Origin of the sequence: Helicobacter pylori, assembly GCF_014496965.1 — a bacterium.
In the GTDB taxonomy this organism is placed as follows: Bacteria; Campylobacterota; Campylobacteria; order Campylobacterales; family Helicobacteraceae; genus Helicobacter; species Helicobacter pylori_CZ.
Map to the genome: position 1 here is coordinate 31,674 of NZ_JACTCR010000012.1, position 18,722 is coordinate 50,395.

The 18,722-nt window shown below is 38.4% G+C and carries 15 protein-coding genes; 13 read left to right on the forward strand and 2 right to left on the reverse strand.

What is annotated here, in order from left to right:
- Positions 1-76: 76 nt before the first annotated feature.
- Positions 77-769, reverse strand: a complete 693-nt coding sequence (locus H7O61_RS05340; RefSeq protein WP_001240284.1) for a Bax inhibitor-1/YccA family protein — start codon at positions 767-769, stop codon at positions 77-79.
- 145 nt (positions 770-914) lie between these two features.
- Between H7O61_RS05340 and gap the strand changes: the two genes are divergently transcribed.
- The 3 genes from gap (at position 915) to hopJ (ending at position 10,699) form a co-directional block, all read left to right on the forward strand.
- Complete coding sequence (gene gap, locus H7O61_RS05345; protein WP_187875365.1) at positions 915-1,913, forward strand: type I glyceraldehyde-3-phosphate dehydrogenase; 999 nt, start codon at positions 915-917, stop codon at positions 1,911-1,913.
- Positions 1,914-1,993: 80 nt separating this feature from the next.
- The gene (locus H7O61_RS05350; protein ID WP_187875366.1) at positions 1,994-9,526 is read left to right on the forward strand and encodes a vacuolating cytotoxin domain-containing protein; all 7,533 of its coding nucleotides are present in this window, start codon (positions 1,994-1,996) and stop codon (positions 9,524-9,526) included.
- Positions 9,527-9,577: 51 nt separating this feature from the next.
- Positions 9,578-10,699: a Hop family outer membrane protein HopJ/HopK gene (gene hopJ / locus H7O61_RS05355; RefSeq protein WP_187875367.1), complete on the forward strand. Its 1,122-nt coding sequence runs from the start codon at positions 9,578-9,580 to the stop codon at positions 10,697-10,699.
- 69 nt (positions 10,700-10,768) lie between these two features.
- Here hopJ and H7O61_RS05360 read toward each other — a convergent pair whose 3' ends face one another.
- On the reverse strand, positions 10,769-10,975 hold the full coding sequence (locus H7O61_RS05360; protein WP_001115880.1) for a 2-hydroxymuconate tautomerase family protein: 207 nt from the start codon (positions 10,973-10,975) through the stop codon (positions 10,769-10,771).
- 154 nt (positions 10,976-11,129) lie between these two features.
- On the opposite strand from H7O61_RS05360, the gene recR reads away from it, so the two are divergent.
- Genes recR through H7O61_RS05410 form a run of 10 tightly spaced genes read left to right on the forward strand, consistent with a single transcriptional unit; the run spans position 11,130 to position 18,552 of the window.
- Positions 11,130-11,711, forward strand: a complete 582-nt coding sequence (recR, locus tag H7O61_RS05365) for a recombination mediator RecR (RefSeq protein WP_079334227.1) — start codon at positions 11,130-11,132, stop codon at positions 11,709-11,711.
- Entirely contained in the window at positions 11,708-12,853 is a 1,146-nt protein-coding gene (gene truD, locus H7O61_RS05370; RefSeq protein WP_187875368.1) for a tRNA pseudouridine(13) synthase TruD, read from the forward strand. Before recR ends, truD begins: the two co-directional genes overlap by 4 nt.
- Positions 12,840-13,772, forward strand: a complete 933-nt coding sequence (htpX, locus tag H7O61_RS05375; protein WP_231623872.1) for a zinc metalloprotease HtpX — start codon at positions 12,840-12,842, stop codon at positions 13,770-13,772. Before truD ends, htpX begins: the two co-directional genes overlap by 14 nt.
- On the forward strand, positions 13,773-14,315 hold the full coding sequence (folE, locus tag H7O61_RS05380; RefSeq protein WP_187875370.1) for a GTP cyclohydrolase I FolE: 543 nt from the start codon (positions 13,773-13,775) through the stop codon (positions 14,313-14,315).
- Positions 14,316-14,330: 15 nt separating this feature from the next.
- Positions 14,331-15,242 carry a polyprenyl synthetase family protein gene (locus H7O61_RS05385; protein WP_187875371.1) on the forward strand — a complete coding sequence of 304 codons (912 nt, stop codon included), beginning with the start codon at positions 14,331-14,333 and terminating at the stop codon, positions 15,240-15,242.
- The gene (gene surE, locus H7O61_RS05390; protein WP_187875372.1) at positions 15,239-16,042 is read left to right on the forward strand and encodes a 5'/3'-nucleotidase SurE; all 804 of its coding nucleotides are present in this window, start codon (positions 15,239-15,241) and stop codon (positions 16,040-16,042) included. Before H7O61_RS05385 ends, surE begins: the two co-directional genes overlap by 4 nt.
- Entirely contained in the window at positions 16,039-16,698 is a 660-nt protein-coding gene (locus H7O61_RS05395; RefSeq protein ID WP_078243596.1) for a hypothetical protein, read from the forward strand. The genes surE and H7O61_RS05395 overlap by 4 nt, the downstream gene beginning before the upstream one ends.
- A 3-nt stretch (positions 16,699-16,701) precedes the next feature.
- Positions 16,702-17,304, forward strand: coding sequence for a 6-pyruvoyl trahydropterin synthase family protein (locus H7O61_RS05400; RefSeq protein ID WP_187842942.1), 603 nt, complete (start codon positions 16,702-16,704; stop codon positions 17,302-17,304).
- Positions 17,301-18,056, forward strand: a complete 756-nt coding sequence (locus tag H7O61_RS05405; RefSeq protein ID WP_187875373.1) for a 7-carboxy-7-deazaguanine synthase QueE — start codon at positions 17,301-17,303, stop codon at positions 18,054-18,056. Before H7O61_RS05400 ends, H7O61_RS05405 begins: the two co-directional genes overlap by 4 nt.
- 10 nt (positions 18,057-18,066) lie before the next feature.
- On the forward strand, positions 18,067-18,552 hold the full coding sequence (locus H7O61_RS05410) for a GNAT family N-acetyltransferase (RefSeq protein WP_187875374.1): 486 nt from the start codon (positions 18,067-18,069) through the stop codon (positions 18,550-18,552).
- The last annotated feature ends 170 nt before the right edge of the window (positions 18,553-18,722 follow it).

Sequence of the window (18,722 nt, forward strand, 5' to 3'; positions counted from 1 at the left end):
AAAATGAAGCGTTATCAATATTTTAAAATACTTTTTATTAGGTTTTTGCGTGGCGTCCCCCCCCTATTTTTTCAAACTATTTGTCTCTGTCTGAAAAAATACCAATGATTTGCAAGATAGAAATGAAGACATTCAAAAAGTCTAAATACAAGCTCACCGCCGCATCAATGGGGCTATCATACATGCCTTTAACGATGTTTTGAGTGTCATAAGCGATGTAAAGACTGAATAAAATCGCACTCGCTCCCGCAATGACGACTTGGAACATGGGGCTACCCAAAAACAAGTTAATGAGCGAACACACCACCACCACAATCAAAGCGATAAAGAGCATTTTACCCATATTCGCTAGATCGTTTTTAGTCTTAAGGGCATACACGCTCATCAAACCAAAAACAATGGTTGTCATGCCCAAAGCTTGCCAAACCGCCCCTAAACCAGCTTTTGCAATCACCATACCCAACAAAGGCACTAAAGTAACCCCTGATAATGAAGTGAAAGCAAACAGCATGAATAAATTCAATCCGGGTTTAGATTTAGAAAACATCAAACCAAAAAACGCCGCAATTTCAGCGATAAAAAATACCCATTTATACTGCACTACGGCCTGAAAATTCATTAAACCCAATAACGCCCCGATAGTCGCTAATAACAAACTGCCCGCAAAGAACTTGTAAGTCGTTTTAACAAAACTTACCAGCTCGCTTTCATGCAACACAGAATCTTCTGCATACGCGTTACGAGAATTCGCTCTGTCATACAATGCCATGTTTTACTCCTTGAAATTCAACTCAATAAACAATTTAAATTAACCCTATAGCTAGGTCCAATATAATAACACAAAATGTAGTAAAATACCAAACAAAACCCCCTAAAATTGAAATTGAAGTCTGAAAAATAGGATAATAGTTACGATGAAAATTTTTATCAATGGATTTGGCCGCATTGGGAGATGCGTTTTAAGAGCGATTTTAGAGCGCAATGATACAAACCCTCAACTAGAAGTGGTAGGCATCAATGATCCTGCTAATTGGGAAATTCTCGCTTATCTTTTAGAGCATGACAGCGCGCATGGATTGCTCAATAAGGAGGCGCGTTACTCTAATGGTAAGCTCATTATCGGATCGTTAGAAATCCCTGTTTTTAATAGCATCAAAGACTTGAAGGGCGTGGGTGTTATCATAGAATGTTCAGGGAAGTTTTTAGAGCCTAAAACGCTAGAAAATTATCTTTTGCTTGGGGCTAAAAAGGTGTTGTTATCCGCTCCCTTTATGGGCGAATACGATGAAAAACAATACCCTACTTTGGTGTATGGGGTCAATCATTCTCTCTATCAAAACCAAGCCATTGTTTCCAACGCCTCTTGCACGACTAACGCTATCGCGCCCATTTGCGCGATTTTAGACAAAGCTTTTAGCATTAAAGAGGGCATGCTAACGACTATCCATAGCTACACGAGCGATCAAAAACTCATTGATTTGGCCCACCCTTTGGATAAACGGCGCTCCAGAGCGGCTGCAAGTAATATTATCCCCACCACCACTAAAGCCGCCCTAGCCTTGCATAAAGTGTTACCCAATCTCAAAAACAAAATGCATGGGCATAGCGTGAGGGTGCCTAGCCTTGATGTGTCCATGATAGATTTGAGTTTGTTTTTAGAAAAAAAGGCCTTTAAAGAGCCGATCAACGATTTATTGATTACAGCTTCCAAAGGGGTTTTAAAAGGCGTGTTAGAGATAGATTTAAAAGAAAGGGTGAGTTCTGATTTCATTTCTAACCCTAGTAGCGTCATCATCGCGCCTGATTTGACTTTCACGCTAGAGAATATGGTCAAAATCATGGGGTGGTATGATAACGAATGGGGGTATTCTAATCGTTTGGTGGATATGGCGCAGTTTATGTATCATTATTAAGTCATTTTGCGAATCTTTTTGAGTTTGTTTAACATCAAATTGTATAATGTGGGATTTAATAAAAACGATTGGAGTTTTAAATGGCGTTTAAAAAGGCCAGATTGATTTCTAGGTTTGTTTCAAAGGGATCTTTCAAATTGAATAAGATCTCAAAGAAATTTTTCACATTGAATCAAATCTTAAAGCGTGAAAAGCCCTTAAAACGCCATAAAAAAACAAAATCCATTGAAAAGCCCTTTAATAAAAACAAATCTTTTTTAAAAGCTTCGGTTTTATTGATAGGGACGCTAGGGGGGTTATCCCACCTAAGGGCTAACGAATGCCGTTATTGGTCATGGTCGTCTTGGAGTTATCAAGACAATATTGAAAGCGGTCCTAATTCACCCACGCACAACTCTTATTGTCTTTTTAGCAGTACTCAAGGCTCTGGGACTTATTATTTAAACACTCTTACCACTTATAGTGCTGGTGGGGCTAGTTTCACGCAGAAATTCAATAATGGCACGCTTGATATAGGGGGGAATATCCGTTTTGGAGGCACAGGTATTAATGGAGGTGATGTAGGGTATATCACAGGTACTTATGACGCTCAAACGATGAATTTTAATTCTAGCCATATCACAACCGGAAACTCATACGCTGATGGCGGTGGGGCCACGCTCAATTTTAACGCGACTAACAATATCACTATTAATCAAGCGAGTTTGGATAACAGCGATGCAGGGACACAAAAATCTTACATGAATTTTAAAGGCTCTAATATCAAGGTCAGTGGCTCTAGCTTTACAGACGACACCAATGGAGGTTTTAATTTCAGCGGCAGTAACAATAATAGCGTTATCTCCTTTAATCAAACGAACTTCAATCAAGGGACTTATAATTTTAGTAACAGTGCAAGTTCAAGCTTTGATAATAGTAGTTTCAATCAAGGGACTTATAACTTTAATGACAACGTAAGCTTTAATAATAACACCTTCAATCAAGGGACTTATCACTTTAATACCAGCAAGGTGAGTTTTTCAGGCGCTAACACTTTAAACTCAAGTTCGCCTTTTGCTAGCCTTAAAGGCAGTGTGTCCTTTAATTCTAATGCGATCTTTAACCTCAATCAAACCCTTAATAATAATCAAACTTATGACATTCTCACTACAAACGGGGCGATCCAGTATGGGGTTTATCAAAGCTATTTGTGGGATTTGATCAACTATAAAGGCGATAAGGCTATCAGCCATGTTGAAGTGGGTAACAACACTTACGATGTAACCTTTGACATTAACGGACAGGATGAAACCTTACAAGAAACCTTTAACAAACAATCCATTACCACTCAATTTTTAGGCGACAATTTACAACAAGAAGCCCAAAAAACCTATCAAGAGGATGTAGCTCATTCCCAAAACGCTTTGAATGGTGTTACTAGCGACAACACGATCGCAAGCGCTGATACAAGCTACACTCAAAGCAAAAATCCCACTATCGCTAAAGACGCTCAAAACTTAGAAAGCACCAACCAAACCATCCAACAAGACAAACAAGCCTTAGAAAAAGATTTAGCCCAAATCAAGCAATTAGCCAACTCCACCACAGGCTTTAACGAACAAGCTTTCACTCAAGCTCAAAAACAAGAACAACAAGAGGAACAAACCTTACAAAACGATGAAAACGCTTTTAACGCTGAACAAGAGGGATTGGAACAAGCGATACAACAAGAACAAGTGCAACAACAAAAACAAGAACAACAAGAAGCCCAAAAAACCTATCAAGAGGATGTAGCTCATTCCCAAAACGCTTTGAATGGTGTTACTAGCGACAACACGATCGCAAGCGCTGATACAAGCTACACTCAAAGCAAAAATCCCACTATCGCTAAAGACGCTCAAAACTTAGAAAGCACCAACCAAACCATCCAACAAGACAAACAAGCCTTAGAAAAAGATTTAGCCCAAATCAAGCAATTAGCCAACTCCACCACAGGCTTTAACGAACAAGCTTTCACTCAAGCTCAAAAACAAGAACAACAAGAGGAACAAACCTTACAAAACGATGAAAACGCTTTTAACGCTGAACAAGAGGGATTGGAACAAGCGATAGCTAACGCTAAACATGTAAGCCCCACACCAAATCCGACACCAAGCCCTACACCCACTCCTACAAAACACACAGTGCCAAACACTCCCCCTAGTCAAGTTCCGCCCACGCCTACTCAAAATCCACCTGCAGAAAGCGTGTGGAGTGGGGTTTATTGGCTTCAAAACAAAACTTACTCAAACAAAGGCATTTATTATATTGATCCTAACCTTTCAGGACAGAGCGGTCAAAGCGGCAACACGCTCAGCACTTATACAGCTAATTTGTTAGGGAGAAGTTTTAGCGTCAATATCCAAAATGGCACCTTGATCATAGGGAATAACACAGAGAGCGTGAATGATAACGGGTTGATTTGGATAGGGCATGGAGGCTTTGGTTATATTACGGGAACTTTTAATGCGGCTAACATTTACTTGACCAATAATTTTAAAACCGGTGAAGGCGTTTCAGGCTCAGATGGTGGGGGAGCGAACATCACCTTTAAAGCAAGCGATAATATCACTATGGATGGCTTGAATTACAATAACGCTGAAACCGTTACTAAAATGATTCAAACAGGGGCCAGTCAGCATTCCTATGCCGCTTTTGACGCTATGAATAATGTCAGTGTAACCAATTCTAGTTTTAGCGATATGACTTGGGGGAAATTCAGTTTTAACGCTAAGAATATTTCGTTTTCTAACGCTTCGTTTAGCGGCTTTACAAACCCTGGAGGATCAAGCGTGATCAGCGCTAACGCTTCTAATTCTTTAAGCTTTGTCAATTCTCGTTTGAATGGTGGGGCAATCTATAATTTGCAGGCTAATAGCCTTATTTTCAATAACACGCAAGCGGTTTTTAATGTCTTGTATTCTAGGGGGACAAGCAATTTTAATGCTACCACACAGCTTTTAGGCAACACGAGTTTTACGCTTAGCTCTCAAAGTTTGCTGAACTTTAATGGCGATACAACCTTGCAAAACCACGCTAATATCACGCTTGGCAATAAAAGTCAAGCCGCTTTTAAAAATTCTTTAACGCTTGATAACAATTCTAATTTGAGTTTAGACAATCAAAGCGTTTTGAATGCGAATGGCGCAAGCGCTTTTAACAATCAAGCGAGTCTCAATATCTATAATGGGAGTCAAGCAACCTTTAATAGCCTCTTTTTTAATGGCGGGACACTCAGTCTTAACGCGAGTAGCAAACTCAACGCTTCTAGCGCTAGTTTTTCAAAAAACACCACTATTAATTTAGACGATAGCGTTTTATCAGCCAATAACACAAGCTCTTTAAACGCTAATATCAATTTTCAAGGCGCAAGCCAGGCTGATTTTGGAGGCAACACGACTATTGATACAGCGAGCTTTAATTTTGACAGCGCAAGCTCATTGAATTTTAATAACCTTACGGCTAATGGGGCGTTGAATTTTAATGGTTATGCACCCTCTTTAGCTAAGGCTTTAATGAGCGTTAGCGGGCAGTTTGTTTTAGGGAGTAATGGGGATATTAATTTATCTGACATCAATATTTTTGACAACATTACAAAATCTGTAACTTACAACATCTTAAACGCTCAAAAAGGGATTACTGGCATCAGTGGGGCTAATGGCTATGAAAAAATCCTTTTTTATGGCATGAAAATCCAAAACGCTACCTATAGCGATAATAACAACGTTCAAACTTGGTCGTTTATAAACCCTCTCAATTCTTCTCAAATCATTCAAGAGAGCATTAAAAATGGGGATTTAACCATAGAAGTTTTAAATAACCCTAACTCGGCTTCTAACACTATTTTTAATATCGCTCCTGAGCTTTATAATTACCAAGCTTCTAAGCAAAATCCTACCGGCTATAGCTATGATTATAGCGATAATCAAGCAGGCACTTATTACTTAACAAGCAATATTAAAGGTCTTTTCACCCCTAAAGGCTCTCAAACGCCTCAAGCCCCAGGCACTTATAGCCCGTTCAACCAGCCTTTGAGTAGTTTAAATATCTACAATAAGGGTTTTTCTAGCGAGAATTTAAAAGCGCTTTTAGGGATTCTTTCTCAAAATTCCGCCACCTTAAAAGAAATGATTGAATCCAACCAATTAGACAATATCACTAACATCAATGAAGTGTTGCAACTCTTAGATAAGATTAAGATCACCCCAGCGCAAAAGCAAGCGCTCCTAGAAACCATCAACCATTTGACTGACAACATCAATCAAACCTTTAGTAATGGGAATTTGGTCATAGGCGCTACTCAAGATAATGTTACAAACTCTACTAGCTCTATATGGTTTGGGGGCAATGGCTATAGCAGTCCTTGCGCACTAGATAGCGCCACTTGTTCTTCTTTTAGAAACACTTACTTGGGGCAATTATTAGGCTCAACTTCCCCTTATTTAGGCTACATTAACGCTGATTTTAAAGCTAAAAGCATTTATATCACTGGAACGCTTGGAAGCGGTAACGCCTTTGAAAGCGGAGGGAGCGCGGATGTAACCTTTCAAAGCGCTAATAATTTAGTGTTGAATAAAGCTAACATAGAAGCTCAAGCTACAGACAATATCTTTAATCTTTTGGGCCAAAAAGGGATTAATGAAATCTTTAATCAAGGGAATTTAGCGAATGTTCTCAGTCAAGTGGCTATGGAAAAAATCAAGCAAGCCGGCGGTTTAGGAAACTTTATAGAAAACGCTCTAAGCCCTTTGAGTAAGGAATTACCCGCTAGCTTGCAAGATGAAACCTTAGGCCAACTTATAGGTCAAAATAACTTAGATGATTTATTGAATAATAGTGGAGTCATGAATGAAATCCAAAACATTATCAGTCAAAAACTAAGCATTTTTGGTAATTTTGTTACCCCATCCATCATAGAAAACTACCTTGCTAAGCAGTCTTTAAAAAGCATGCTAGACGATAAAGGGCTTTTGAATTTTATCGGTGGGTATATAGACGCTTCTGAATTAAGCTCTATTTTAAGCGTGATTTTAAAGGATATTACTAACCCCCCTACAAGCCTGCAAAAAGACATTGGTGTGGTAGCGAACGACTTGTTGAACGAGTTTTTAGGACAAGATGTGGTTAAAAAGCTAGAAAGTCAAGGCTTAGTGAATAATATCATCAATAATATCATTTCTCAAGGCGGGTTAAGCGGCGTTTATAATCAAGGTTTAGGGAGCGTGTTGCCGCCCTCTTTACAAAACGCGCTCAAAGAAAACGATTTAGGCGCTCTTTTATCGCCTAGAGGCTTGCATGATTTTTGGCAAAAAGGGTATTTTAACTTTTTAAGTAATGGCTATGTTTTTGTCAATAATAGCTCTTTTAGCAACGCTACAGGGGGCAGTTTGAATTTTGTCGCTAACAAGTCTATTATTTTTAATGGCGATAATACGATTGACTTTAGCAAGTATCAAGGAGCATTGATTTTTGCTTCCAATGGTGTTTCTAATATCAATATCACCACCCTAAACGCCACTAATGGCTTAAGCCTTAATGCGGGCTTGAATAACGTGAGCGTTCAAAAAGGAGAAATTTGTGTCAATTTAGCCAATTGCCCTACAACCAAAAACGGCTCAACAAGCTCTGCAAATTCTAGCGTAACCCCCACCAATGAAACTTTGAGCGTGCGCGCTAATAACTTCACTTTCTTAGGCGCAATCGCTTCTAATGGGGCTATTGATTTGTCTCAAGTAACGAATAATAGCGTTATAGGCACGCTCAATCTCAATGAAAACGCGACCTTGCAAGCCAATAATTTAACGATCACTAACGCTTTTGACAACGCCTCTAACTCTACGGCTAATATTAATGGTAATTTCACTTTAAACCAACAAGCGACTTTAAGCACTAACGCTAGTGGTTTGAATGTCATGGGGAATTTTAACAGCTATGGCGATTTGGTGTTTAACCTCAGTCATTCAGTTAGTCATGCCATTATCAACGCTCAAGGCACAGCGACGATCATGGCTAATAATAACCCTTTGATCCGATTCAACGCTTCTTCAAACGAAGCAGGCACTTACACGCTGATTGATAGCGCTAAAGCCATTTATTACGGGTATAACAACCAAATCACAGGAGGCAGCAGCCTGGATAATTACCTTAAGCTTTATGCGCTCATTGATATTAATGGCAAGCACATGGTGATGACTGACAACGGCTTAACCTATAACGGGCAAGCCGTGAGTATTAAAGATGGCGGTTTAGTTGTAGGCTTTAAGGACTCTCAAAACCAATACATTTACACTTCCATTCTTTATAATAAAGTGAAAATCGCTGTTTCTAATGATCCTATCAATAACCTACAAGCCCCCACTTTAAAACAATATATCGCTCAAATTCAGGGCGTTCAAAGCGTGGATAGCATTGATCAAGTTGGAGGCAATCAAGCGATTAATTGGCTCAATAAAATCTTTGAAACCAAGGGAAGTCCTTTATTCGCTCCCTATTATTTAGAAAGCCATTCCACAAAAGATTTAACCACAATCGCTGGAGACATTGCTAACACTTTAGAAGTCATCGCTAACCCTGATTTTAAAAATGACGCCACTAATATTTTACAGATCAACACCTACACGCAGCAAATGAGTCGTTTAGCCAAGCTCTCTGACACTTCAACCTTTGCTAGTGCTGATTTTCACGAGCGATTAGAAGCCCTTAAAAACAAGCGATTCGCTGATGCGATCCCTAACGCTATGGATGTGATTTTAAAATACTCTCAAAGGAATAGAGTTAAAAATAATGTGTGGGCGACAGGAGTTGGAGGGGCTAGTTTTATTAATGGAGGCACTGGAACTTTATATGGTATCAATGTAGGGTATGACCGATTCATTAAGGGCGTGATTGTGGGGGGTTATGCCGCTTATGGGTATAGCGGGTTCCATGCAAACATCACTCAATCAGGCTCTAGCAATGTCAATATGGGCGTTTATAGCCGAGCGTTTATCAAAAGAAGCGAATTAACCATGAGCTTGAATGAGACTTGGGGATACAATAAGACTTTCATCAACTCCTATGACCCCCTACTCTCAATCATCAATCAGTCTTATAAATACGACACTTGGACGACTGACGCTAAAATCAATTATGGCTATGACTTCATGTTTAAAGATAAAAGCGTTATTTTTAAACCCCAAGTAGGCTTAGCCTATTATTACATTGGTTTGTCTGGTTTAAGGGGTATTATGGATGATCCTATTTACAATCAATTCAGAGCCAATGCTGACCCTAATAAAAAATCCGTTCTAACGATCAATTTTGCCCTAGAAAGTCGGCATTATTTCAATAAAAACTCTTATTATTTTGTGATTGCGGATGTGGGCAGAGACTTATTCATTAATTCTATGGGGGATAAAATGGTGCGTTTTATTGGTAATAACACCCTAAGCTATAGAGATGGTGGCAGATACAACACTTTTGCTAGCATTATCACAGGCGGGGAGATAAGATTGTTCAAAACCTTTTATGTGAATGCGGGCATTGGGGCTAGGTTTGGGCTTGATTATAAAGATATTAATATTACCGGAAATATTGGTATGCGCTATGCTTTTTAATGGTATTATTAAACTTGTTTTTAACAAGCCTAATTCATAGCAGGATCACCCATGCAAAAAACCTTATCTTCTTTACCCTTATTTTTATCTTTACCCTTATCTCTATCTTTATTTTTATCTTTTTGTATCGCTGAAGAAAATGGGGCGTATGCGAGCGTGGGTTTTGAATATTCCATCAGTCATGCAATCCAGCACAATGACCCTTTTTTGAATCAAGAACGCATCCAAACGATTTCTAACGCTCAAAATAAGATTGATAAACTCAATCAAGTTAAAAATGAAATCACAAGCATGCCTAAAACCTTTGCATATATCAACAACGCTTTGAAAAACCATTCTGAATTAACCCCTACTGAAAAGCAAGCCGAACAATACTACCTCCAATCCACGCTTCAAAACATTGAAAAAATAGTCATGCTTAGTGGGGGCGTTGCATCTAACCTTAAATTAGCCCAAGCGTTAGAAAAAATGCAAGAACCCATTACTAACCCTTTAGAATTAGCAGAAAACTTAAAAAATTTAGAATCGCAATTCAGCCAATCTCAAAACAACATGCTCTCTTCTTTATCTTCTCAGATCGCTGCAATTTCAAATTCCTTAAACGCGCTTGATCCTAGTTCTTATTCTAAAAACATTTCAAGCATGTATGGGGTGAGTTTGAGCGTGGGCTATAAGCATTTCTTTACCAAGAAAAAAAATCAAGGGTTTCGTTATTACTTGTTCTATGACTATGGTTATAGTAATTTTGGTTTTGTGGGTAATGGCTTTGATGGTTTGGGTAAAATGAATAACCACCTCTATGGGCTTGGCATAGATTATCTTTTCAATTTCATTGATAACGCAAAAAAACATTCGAGCGTGGGGTTTTATGTAGGCTTTGCTTTAGCGGGGAGTTCGTGGGTAGGGAGTGGTTTAGGCATGTGGGTGAGTCAAACGGATTTTATCAACAATTATTTGATTAATTATCAAGCTAAAATGCACACGAGTTTTTTCCAAATCCCTTTGAATTTTGGGGTTCGTGTGAATGTCAATAGGCACAATGGTTTTGAAATGGGCTTAAAGATCCCTTTAGCGGTCAATTCCTTTTATGAAACGCATGGCAAAGGGTTAAACACTTCCCTCTTTTTCAAACGCCTTGTCATGTTTAATGTGAGTTATGTTTATAATTTTTAGGGGGGTAGAAAATAAGCACTCCTTACATGTTTTAAGCGTATCGCAATCTTTGAATTTTAAAAACTAGATTTAGTTTTTTTGCCTCAAATGATGGATGCTCTCGCCCCCAAGACCATAATTATTAGAATCAACCTCATCTATAATGACCACAATAGAAGCCTTATTTTTATTCAGCACCTTAACCATCAAATCTGAAACCCCTTCAATCAATTGCTGTTTTTGCTCGTTTGTTGGCCCTCCATTTTCTGGCACGAGTTTGATATTGATAAACGGCATGTTATTCCTTAAAATTGAGATAGCACATTATAACGCTTTTATTTAAACGCTTCATTAAGCGCTTTTTCATATTGTATTAATTAAACCCCCTTTTAAAAACAATAAAAGCTTTTTAATCTCTTTCAAGTCAAGTTAAGTTTGATATACTAACAAAATGAATACTTATAAAAACAGCTTGAATCACTTTTTAAATTTAGTGGATTGTTTAGAAAAGATCCCCAATGTGGGTAAAAAGTCCGCCTTTAAAATGGCGTATCATTTGGGTTTGGAAAACCCTTATCTGGCACTAAAAATCACGCACGCTTTAGAAAACGCCCTAGAAAACCTTAAAACATGCACATCCTGTAATGCACTCAGCGAGAGTGAGATTTGTGAGATTTGCTCTGATGAGAGCCGACAAAATTCTCAGCTTTGCATGGTTTTACACCCAAGAGACGTGTTTATTTTAGAAGATTTAAAGGACTTTTTAGGGCGCTATTATGTGTTAAATTCTATAGAAGAAGTGGATTTTAACGCCTTAGAAAAACGCCTAGTTGGAGAAAACATTAAAGAAATCATTTTTGCTTTCCCCCCCACTTTGGCTAATGATTCTTTAATGCTTTATATTGAAGATAAATTACAACGATTCCACCTCACTTTCACTAAAATCGCTCAAGGCGTGCCTACTGGAGTGAATTTTGAAAACATTGACTCAGTCTCGCTCTCAAGGGCGTTTAATTCAAGGATCAAAGCATGAATTTAAACTTTATGCCCCTATTGCATGCTTATAACCATGCGAGCATTGATTTTCATTTCAATTCTAGCGCTAGGGATTTTTGCGTGCATGAAGTGCCTTTGTATGAGTTTAGCAACACAGGCGAACATGCCGTTATTCAAGTGAGGAAAAGCGGTTTAAGCACTTTGGAAATGCTTCAAATTTTTTCTCAAATTTTAGGGGTAAAAATCGCTGAATTGGGTTATGCGGGCTTGAAAGATAAAAACGCGCTGACGACTCAATTCATCTCACTCCCTAAAAAATACGCCCCTTTATTAGAAAAAAACACGAGCAACTTTCAAGAAAGAAACCTTAAAATCCTGTCTTTGAATTACCATCATAATAAAATCAAATTAGGGCATTTAAAAGGGAATCGCTTTTTTATGCGTTTTAAAAAAATGACCCCCTTAAACGCTCAAAAAACAAAGCAGGTTTTAGAACAAATCGCGCAATTTGGCATGCCGAATTATTTTGGTTCACAACGCTTTGGGAAGTTCAATGACAACCATAAAGAGGGGTTAAAAATCTTACAAAATGAAACAAAATTCGCCCATCAAAAACTAAACGCTTTTTTAATTTCAAGCTATCAAAGTTATTTGTTTAATTCGCTTTTAAGCAAACGATTAGAAATCAGTAAAATCATTAGCGCTTTTAGCGTCAAAGAAAATTTAGAATTTTTTAAACAAAAAAATTTAAGCGTTGATTCAAATGCCCTAAAAGCCCTTAAAAACCAAGCCCACCCCTTTAAAATCCTAGAAGGCGATGTGATGCGCCATTACCCTTATGGGAAGTTTTTTGACGCTTTGGAATTAGAAAAAGAGAGCGAAAGGTTTTTGAAAAAAGAAGCTGTGCCTACGGGGTTACTGGACGGCAAAAAAGCTCTTTATGCAAAAAATTTGAGTTTTGAAATTGAAAAAGAATTCCAGCATAACCTTTTAAGTGGTCATGCTAAAACGCTAGGCTCTAGGCGGTTTTTTTGGGTGTTTGCAGAAAATATAACTTCTCAATACATCAAAGAAAAAGCGCAATTTGAATTGGGATTTTACTTGCCTAAAGGGAGTTATGCGAGCGCATTGCTCAAAGAAATCAAGCATGAGAAAGGAGAAAATAATGACGAATTTTGAAAAGATTATCGCGCAAAACAGGCTCAAAACGAACGCGGTTTTAGCGACTTACTGTGCGATTTTTGCTTTTATCGGGTTGTTGGTGGATGCTATTAGAATCAACGCTAATGATTTAGGCATAGCCCTTTTTAAACTCATCACTTTTCAAATTTTTCCTACGATCACCATTATCATGTTTTTAGTGGCTTTTGTCGTTATTGTTATTTGTATCCAAAATTTTAGCTCTATCATGTTAAGCGGTGATGAATATAAGCTTATTGATAAAAGCAAGGTTTTAAGCTCTAAAGAAAATCAAATCCATCGCCTTTTGTTAGAGCTTTTAGAAGAGGCTAAGCTTCATTTTGAGCCTAAGCTTTATATCATTAACGCCCCTTATATGAATGCTTTTGCGAGCGGGTGGGATGAATCTAATTCTCTTATCGCTCTTACAAGCGCTTTAATAGAAAGATTGGATAGAGACGAATTAAAAGCCGTGATCGCTCATGAGCTTAGTCATATACGGCACAACGACATCCGCTTGACCATGTGCGTGGGGATTTTGAGCAATATCATGCTGTTAGTGGCTAATTTTAGCGTGTATTTTTTCATGGGGAATCGCAAGAATAGTGGGGCGAATTTAGCCCGAATGATTTTATGGGCTTTACAGATCATCTTGCCTTTTTTAACGCTTATTTTACAAATGTATTTGAGCCGCACACGAGAATACATGGCCGATAGCGGGGCGGCGTTTTTAATGCATGACAATAAGCCCATGATTAGGGCCTTGCAAAAAATTTCCAACGATTACACCAACAACGATTATAAAGAAATAGATAAAAATAGCACCCGATCAGCGGCTTATCTTTTTAACGCTGAAATGTTTAGCACCCACCCTAGCGTTAAAAATCGTATCCAATCCTTAAGAAAGCGTGTGATTTAAATGGAAAATTTTTTCAACCAATTTTTTGAAGACATCGGCGAAGACAAGAATCGAGAAGGTTTGAAAGAGACGCCTAAAAGGGTTCAAGAATTATGGAAATTCTTGTATAAAGGCTATAAAGAAGATCCTAGAGTGGCTTTAAAAAGCGCGTATTTTCAAGGCGTTTGCGATGAAATGATAGTGGCTCAAAACATTGAATTTTACTCCACTTGCGAGCATCATTTGCTCCCTTTTTTAGGGAATATTAGCGTGGGATATATCCCTAAGGAAAAGATTGTAGGCATTAGCGCGATCGCTAAACTCATTGAAATTTATAGCAAACGCCTACAAATCCAAGAAAGTCTGACCACTCAAATTGCAGAAACTTTTGATGAAATCATAGAGCCAAGGGGCGTGATCGTGGTTTGTGAAGCCAAACATTTATGCATGAGCATGCAAGGGGTGCAAAAGCAAAATGCGATCATTAAAACAAGTGTGTTAAGAGGCCTCTTCAAAAAAGACCCTAAAACCAGAGCTGAATTTATGCAACTCTTAAAATCTTAGGTTATAATTCTATGCATGAGTAGCTCTAATTTATCCTTTTATTATAATGAGTGCGAGCGTTTTGAAAGCTTTTTAAACCACCATCATCTACACCTTGAAAGCTTCCACCCTTATTTGGAAAAAGCCTTTTTTGAAATGGTGCTTAATGGAGGCAAAAGGTTCCGCCCTAAGCTTTTTTTAGCCGTGCTTTGTGCGTTAGTGGGTCAAAAAGATTATTCTAACCAACAAACAGAATATTTTAAAATCGCTTTAAGCATTGAATGCTTGCACACCTATTCGCTCATCCATGACGATTTACCATGCATGGATAACGCCGCTTTAAGGAGAAACCACCCCACTTTACACGCTAAATACGATGAAACCACAGCCGTTTTAATCGGCGATGCGCTCAACACTTACTCTTTTGAATTGCTTTCAAGCTCTTTACTAGAAAGCCATATCATTGTGGAATTGATCAAAATCTTAAGCGTTAATGGGGGGATTAAAGGCATGATCTTAGGGCAGGCTTTGGATTGCTATTTTGAAAACACGCCCTTAAATTTAGAGCAGCTCACTTTCTTACACGAGCATAAAACCGCTAAATTGATTAGTGCGAGCTTGATGATGGGGCTTGTTGCAAGCGGTATTAAAAATGAAGAGCTTTTTAAATGGCTTCAGGCTTTTGGGTTAAAAACGGGTCTTTGTTTTCAAGTGTTAGATGATATTATAGATGTTACACAAGATGAAGAAGAGAGCGGTAAAACCACTCATTTAGACAGCACTAAAAACAGCTTTGTGAATTTATTGGGGCTAGAAAAGGCGAATGATTACGCTCAAACTTTAAAAACAGAGGTTTTAAACGATTTAAACCTATTAAAAACCGCTTATCCTTTATTGCAAGAAAATTTAAACGCGTTATTGAACACTCTATTTAAAGGCAAGACATGAAAAAAATTTTACTCACCAACGATGATGGCTACCATGCAAAAGGCATTAAAGCTTTAGAACAAGCTTTAGAAGAGATGGCAGAAATTTATGTGGTCGCCCCCAAGCATGAAAAAAGTGCATGCTCGCAATGCATCACGATCACCGCGCCTTTGAGAGCGGAGAAAATTAAGGGCAAAGAAAGCAGGCATTATAGGATTGATGATGGCACGCCAAGCGATTGCGTGTATTTAGCGATCAATGAGCTTTTTAAGCATGTTTGTTTTGATTTAGTGATTTCAGGGATCAATCTTGGATCCAACATGGGCGAAGACACGATTTATTCTGGAACGGTGGCCGGAGCGATTGAAGGCACCATTCAGGGCGTGCCTTCCATTGCGATTTCTCAAATCCTTTCTAACAAAAACAAAAATACGCCCCTAAGTTTTGATCTGGCTCAAAAGATTATCCAGGATTTAGTCCAAAACATTTTCACCAAAGGCTACCCCTTAAAGGGGCGCAAACTCCTGAATGTGAATGTCCCTAATTGCTCCTTACAAGAATATAAGGGCGAACGCATCACCCCTAAGGGCTATAGGCTGTATAAAAAAGAAGTGCATAAACGCACAGACCCCAAGAATGAAAGCTATTTTTGGCTAGGGCTACACCCTTTAGAATGGCAAAAGCGTGAAAATGAAGACAGACTCTCTGATTTTGACGCTATTGCTTCAAACCATGCCTCTATCACGCCTTTAAATTTAGACTTAACCAGTTATGATGATCTAAAAAGCTTGGAATCTTGGCATGAGGGAATGTTAAAGTGATTAAAAATCACCGCTTGGCTTTTTTAGGGCTAATTGTTGGGGTGTTTTTTTTCTTTAGTGCATGCCAACACCGCCTGCACATGGGGTATTATTCAGAAGTTACAGGGGATTATTTGTTTAATTATAATTCCACTATCGTGGTGGCTTATGACAGAAGCGATGCGATGACTTCTTATTATATCAATGTGATTGTTTATGAATTGCAAAAATTAGGCTTTTACAATGTCTTCACGCAAGCGGAATTCCCACTGGATAAAGCCAAAAATGTGATCTATGCGCGCATTGTCCGTAACATCTCAGCTGTGCCGTTCTACCAATACAATTACCAGCTGATCGATCAAGTCAATAAACCTTGTTATTTTCTTGGAGGGCAGTTTTATTGCTCCCAAACCCCTACCGATTACTACGCTATCAATGGCTTTAGCGAGCAAATTTTGATGAGCGCTAATTCGCATTTTATTTTGGATTGGTATGATGTGGTGCTGCAAAAACGGGTTTTATATGTGGATGGGAGCGTGAGCGGAAGGACTTGTGGCTATCAGATGCTGTATAGGGATTTGATTAAAAGCACGATCAAACGCATTGATTTTAACCGCCCTGAACGCTACTACTATAATTTAAGACTGCCCCTTTATCAGCCATGTTATAGACAATGAGCAATGGTTATCAGGCGATTGTATAAATTTTGCGCTAGCCATGTGGTGCGTAATTGCTCTTCTGTAAAATGCGCTCAAAATATCCATGGGCATAATTATGAAGTGGAAGTCTTTATTGAAACCAACCGCTTGGATAACGCGAACATGGCATTAGATTTTGGGCTGATGCAACAAGAAATGCAAGTTTTCATTGAGTCGTTTGATCATGCCCATCATTTTTGGGATAAAGAAAGCGATGAGTTCCAGCGTTTTATAGAAAATCATTGCGTTCGTTATGTGAAATGCTCGTTCAATTTGAGTGCAGAGAGTTACGCTCTCATGTTTTTATACTACCTGACAAGGATCTTACAAAAAAGCGTTTTTTCTAATAATGAAGGGGAGTTAAAAATCTCTAGCGTGCGCGTGCATGAGACTAAAAACGGCTATGCGGAGAGCTTTTTAAAAGATTTAGAAAACCCGCACTTTAAATCTTTAGTGCATCAAAATTGCGTTTCTTTCTCGCAAGGCATTCAAAAATTGTGGCATGATAAGGATTTTTTTAATAAAATCATTAGCGATGAAAAACAATGCTTTTTCCACGCTAAACCCCTACACCAGATCCCATGAAACTCCCGGTCGTTGAGAGCTTTTTTTCCTTACAAGGTGAAGGAAAAAGGATAGGCAAACCCAGTCTTTTTTTGCGCTTAGGGGGGTGTAATCTTTCATGTAAGGGCTTTAATTGTAAAACCATATTGCATGATGAAATTCTAACAGGTTGCGATAGCTTGTATGCGGTGCATCCTAAATTCAAAGAAACTTGGGATTATTACAATGAGCCTAAATCTTTGATTGAACGATTAGAGGATTTAACCCCTAATTATAAGAATTTTGATTTCATTCTTACAGGCGGGGAGCCAAGCTTGTATTTTAATAACCCTATTTTAATCAGCGTTTTGGAGCATTTTTATCACAAAAAAATCCCTTTATTTGTAGAGAGTAACGGCTCTATTTTTTTTGAATTTAGCCCTATTTTAAAAGAATTGCATTTCACCCTAAGCGTCAAACTCTCTTTTTCTTTAGAAAAAGAAAGAAAGCGGATCAACCTCAAAGCCTTACAAAATATCTTAAATAACGCTAAAAGCGCGCATTTTAAATTTGTATTGGAGAGTCAAAACGCCGCTCAATCTATCGCAGAGATTCAAAGCCTTTTGAAACAACTCTCCTTAAAAAATAATGAAATCTTTTTAATGCCCTTAGGCACAACTAACAACGAGCTAGACAAAAATCTAAAAACCCTAGCCCCCCTAGCCATAGAGCATGGTTTTAGGCTGAGCGATAGGCTTCATATCCGCTTGTGGGATAATCAAAAAGGGTTTTAAAAAGTTAATCATGACCATCAAAGTTTTTTCGCCCAAATACCCCACTGAATTAGAAGAATTTTATGCTGAGCGTATCGCTGATAACCCTTTAGGGTTTATCCAACGCTTGGATCTTTTGCCCAGTATTAGCGGGTTCGTTCAAAAACTGCGCGAGCATGGCGGGGAATTTTTTGAAATGAGGGATAAGGGGAAGCTCATTGGGATTTGTGGGCTTAATCATATCAATCAAACAGAAGCCGAGCTGTGTAAATTCCATATAAATAGCGCTTATCAATCCCAAGGGTTGGGTCAAAAACTCTATGAGAGCGTGGAGCGATACGCTTTAATCAAAGGCTATACTAAAATCTCTCTGCATGTGAGCAAGAGTCAAATCAAGGCATGCAACCTCTATCAAAAGCTGGGTTTTACGCGCATTAAAGAAGAGGATTGCGTGGTGGAGTTGGGCGAAGAGGCTTTGATTTTCCCTACTCTTTTTATGGAAAAGATTCTGTCTTAATTGGTGCATCAATTTGACGCACGCACCAAAGCGATAATTTTAGCTATCAAACTTTGATTAACACAGCCTTATTAATGCTAAATTAGCCCTAAAACAAACGCTTGTTTTTAAAATTTTGTTTCAATTTGAAATACCAATCCCTTATAAAAGCTTTAAATTTCAAAAAATAA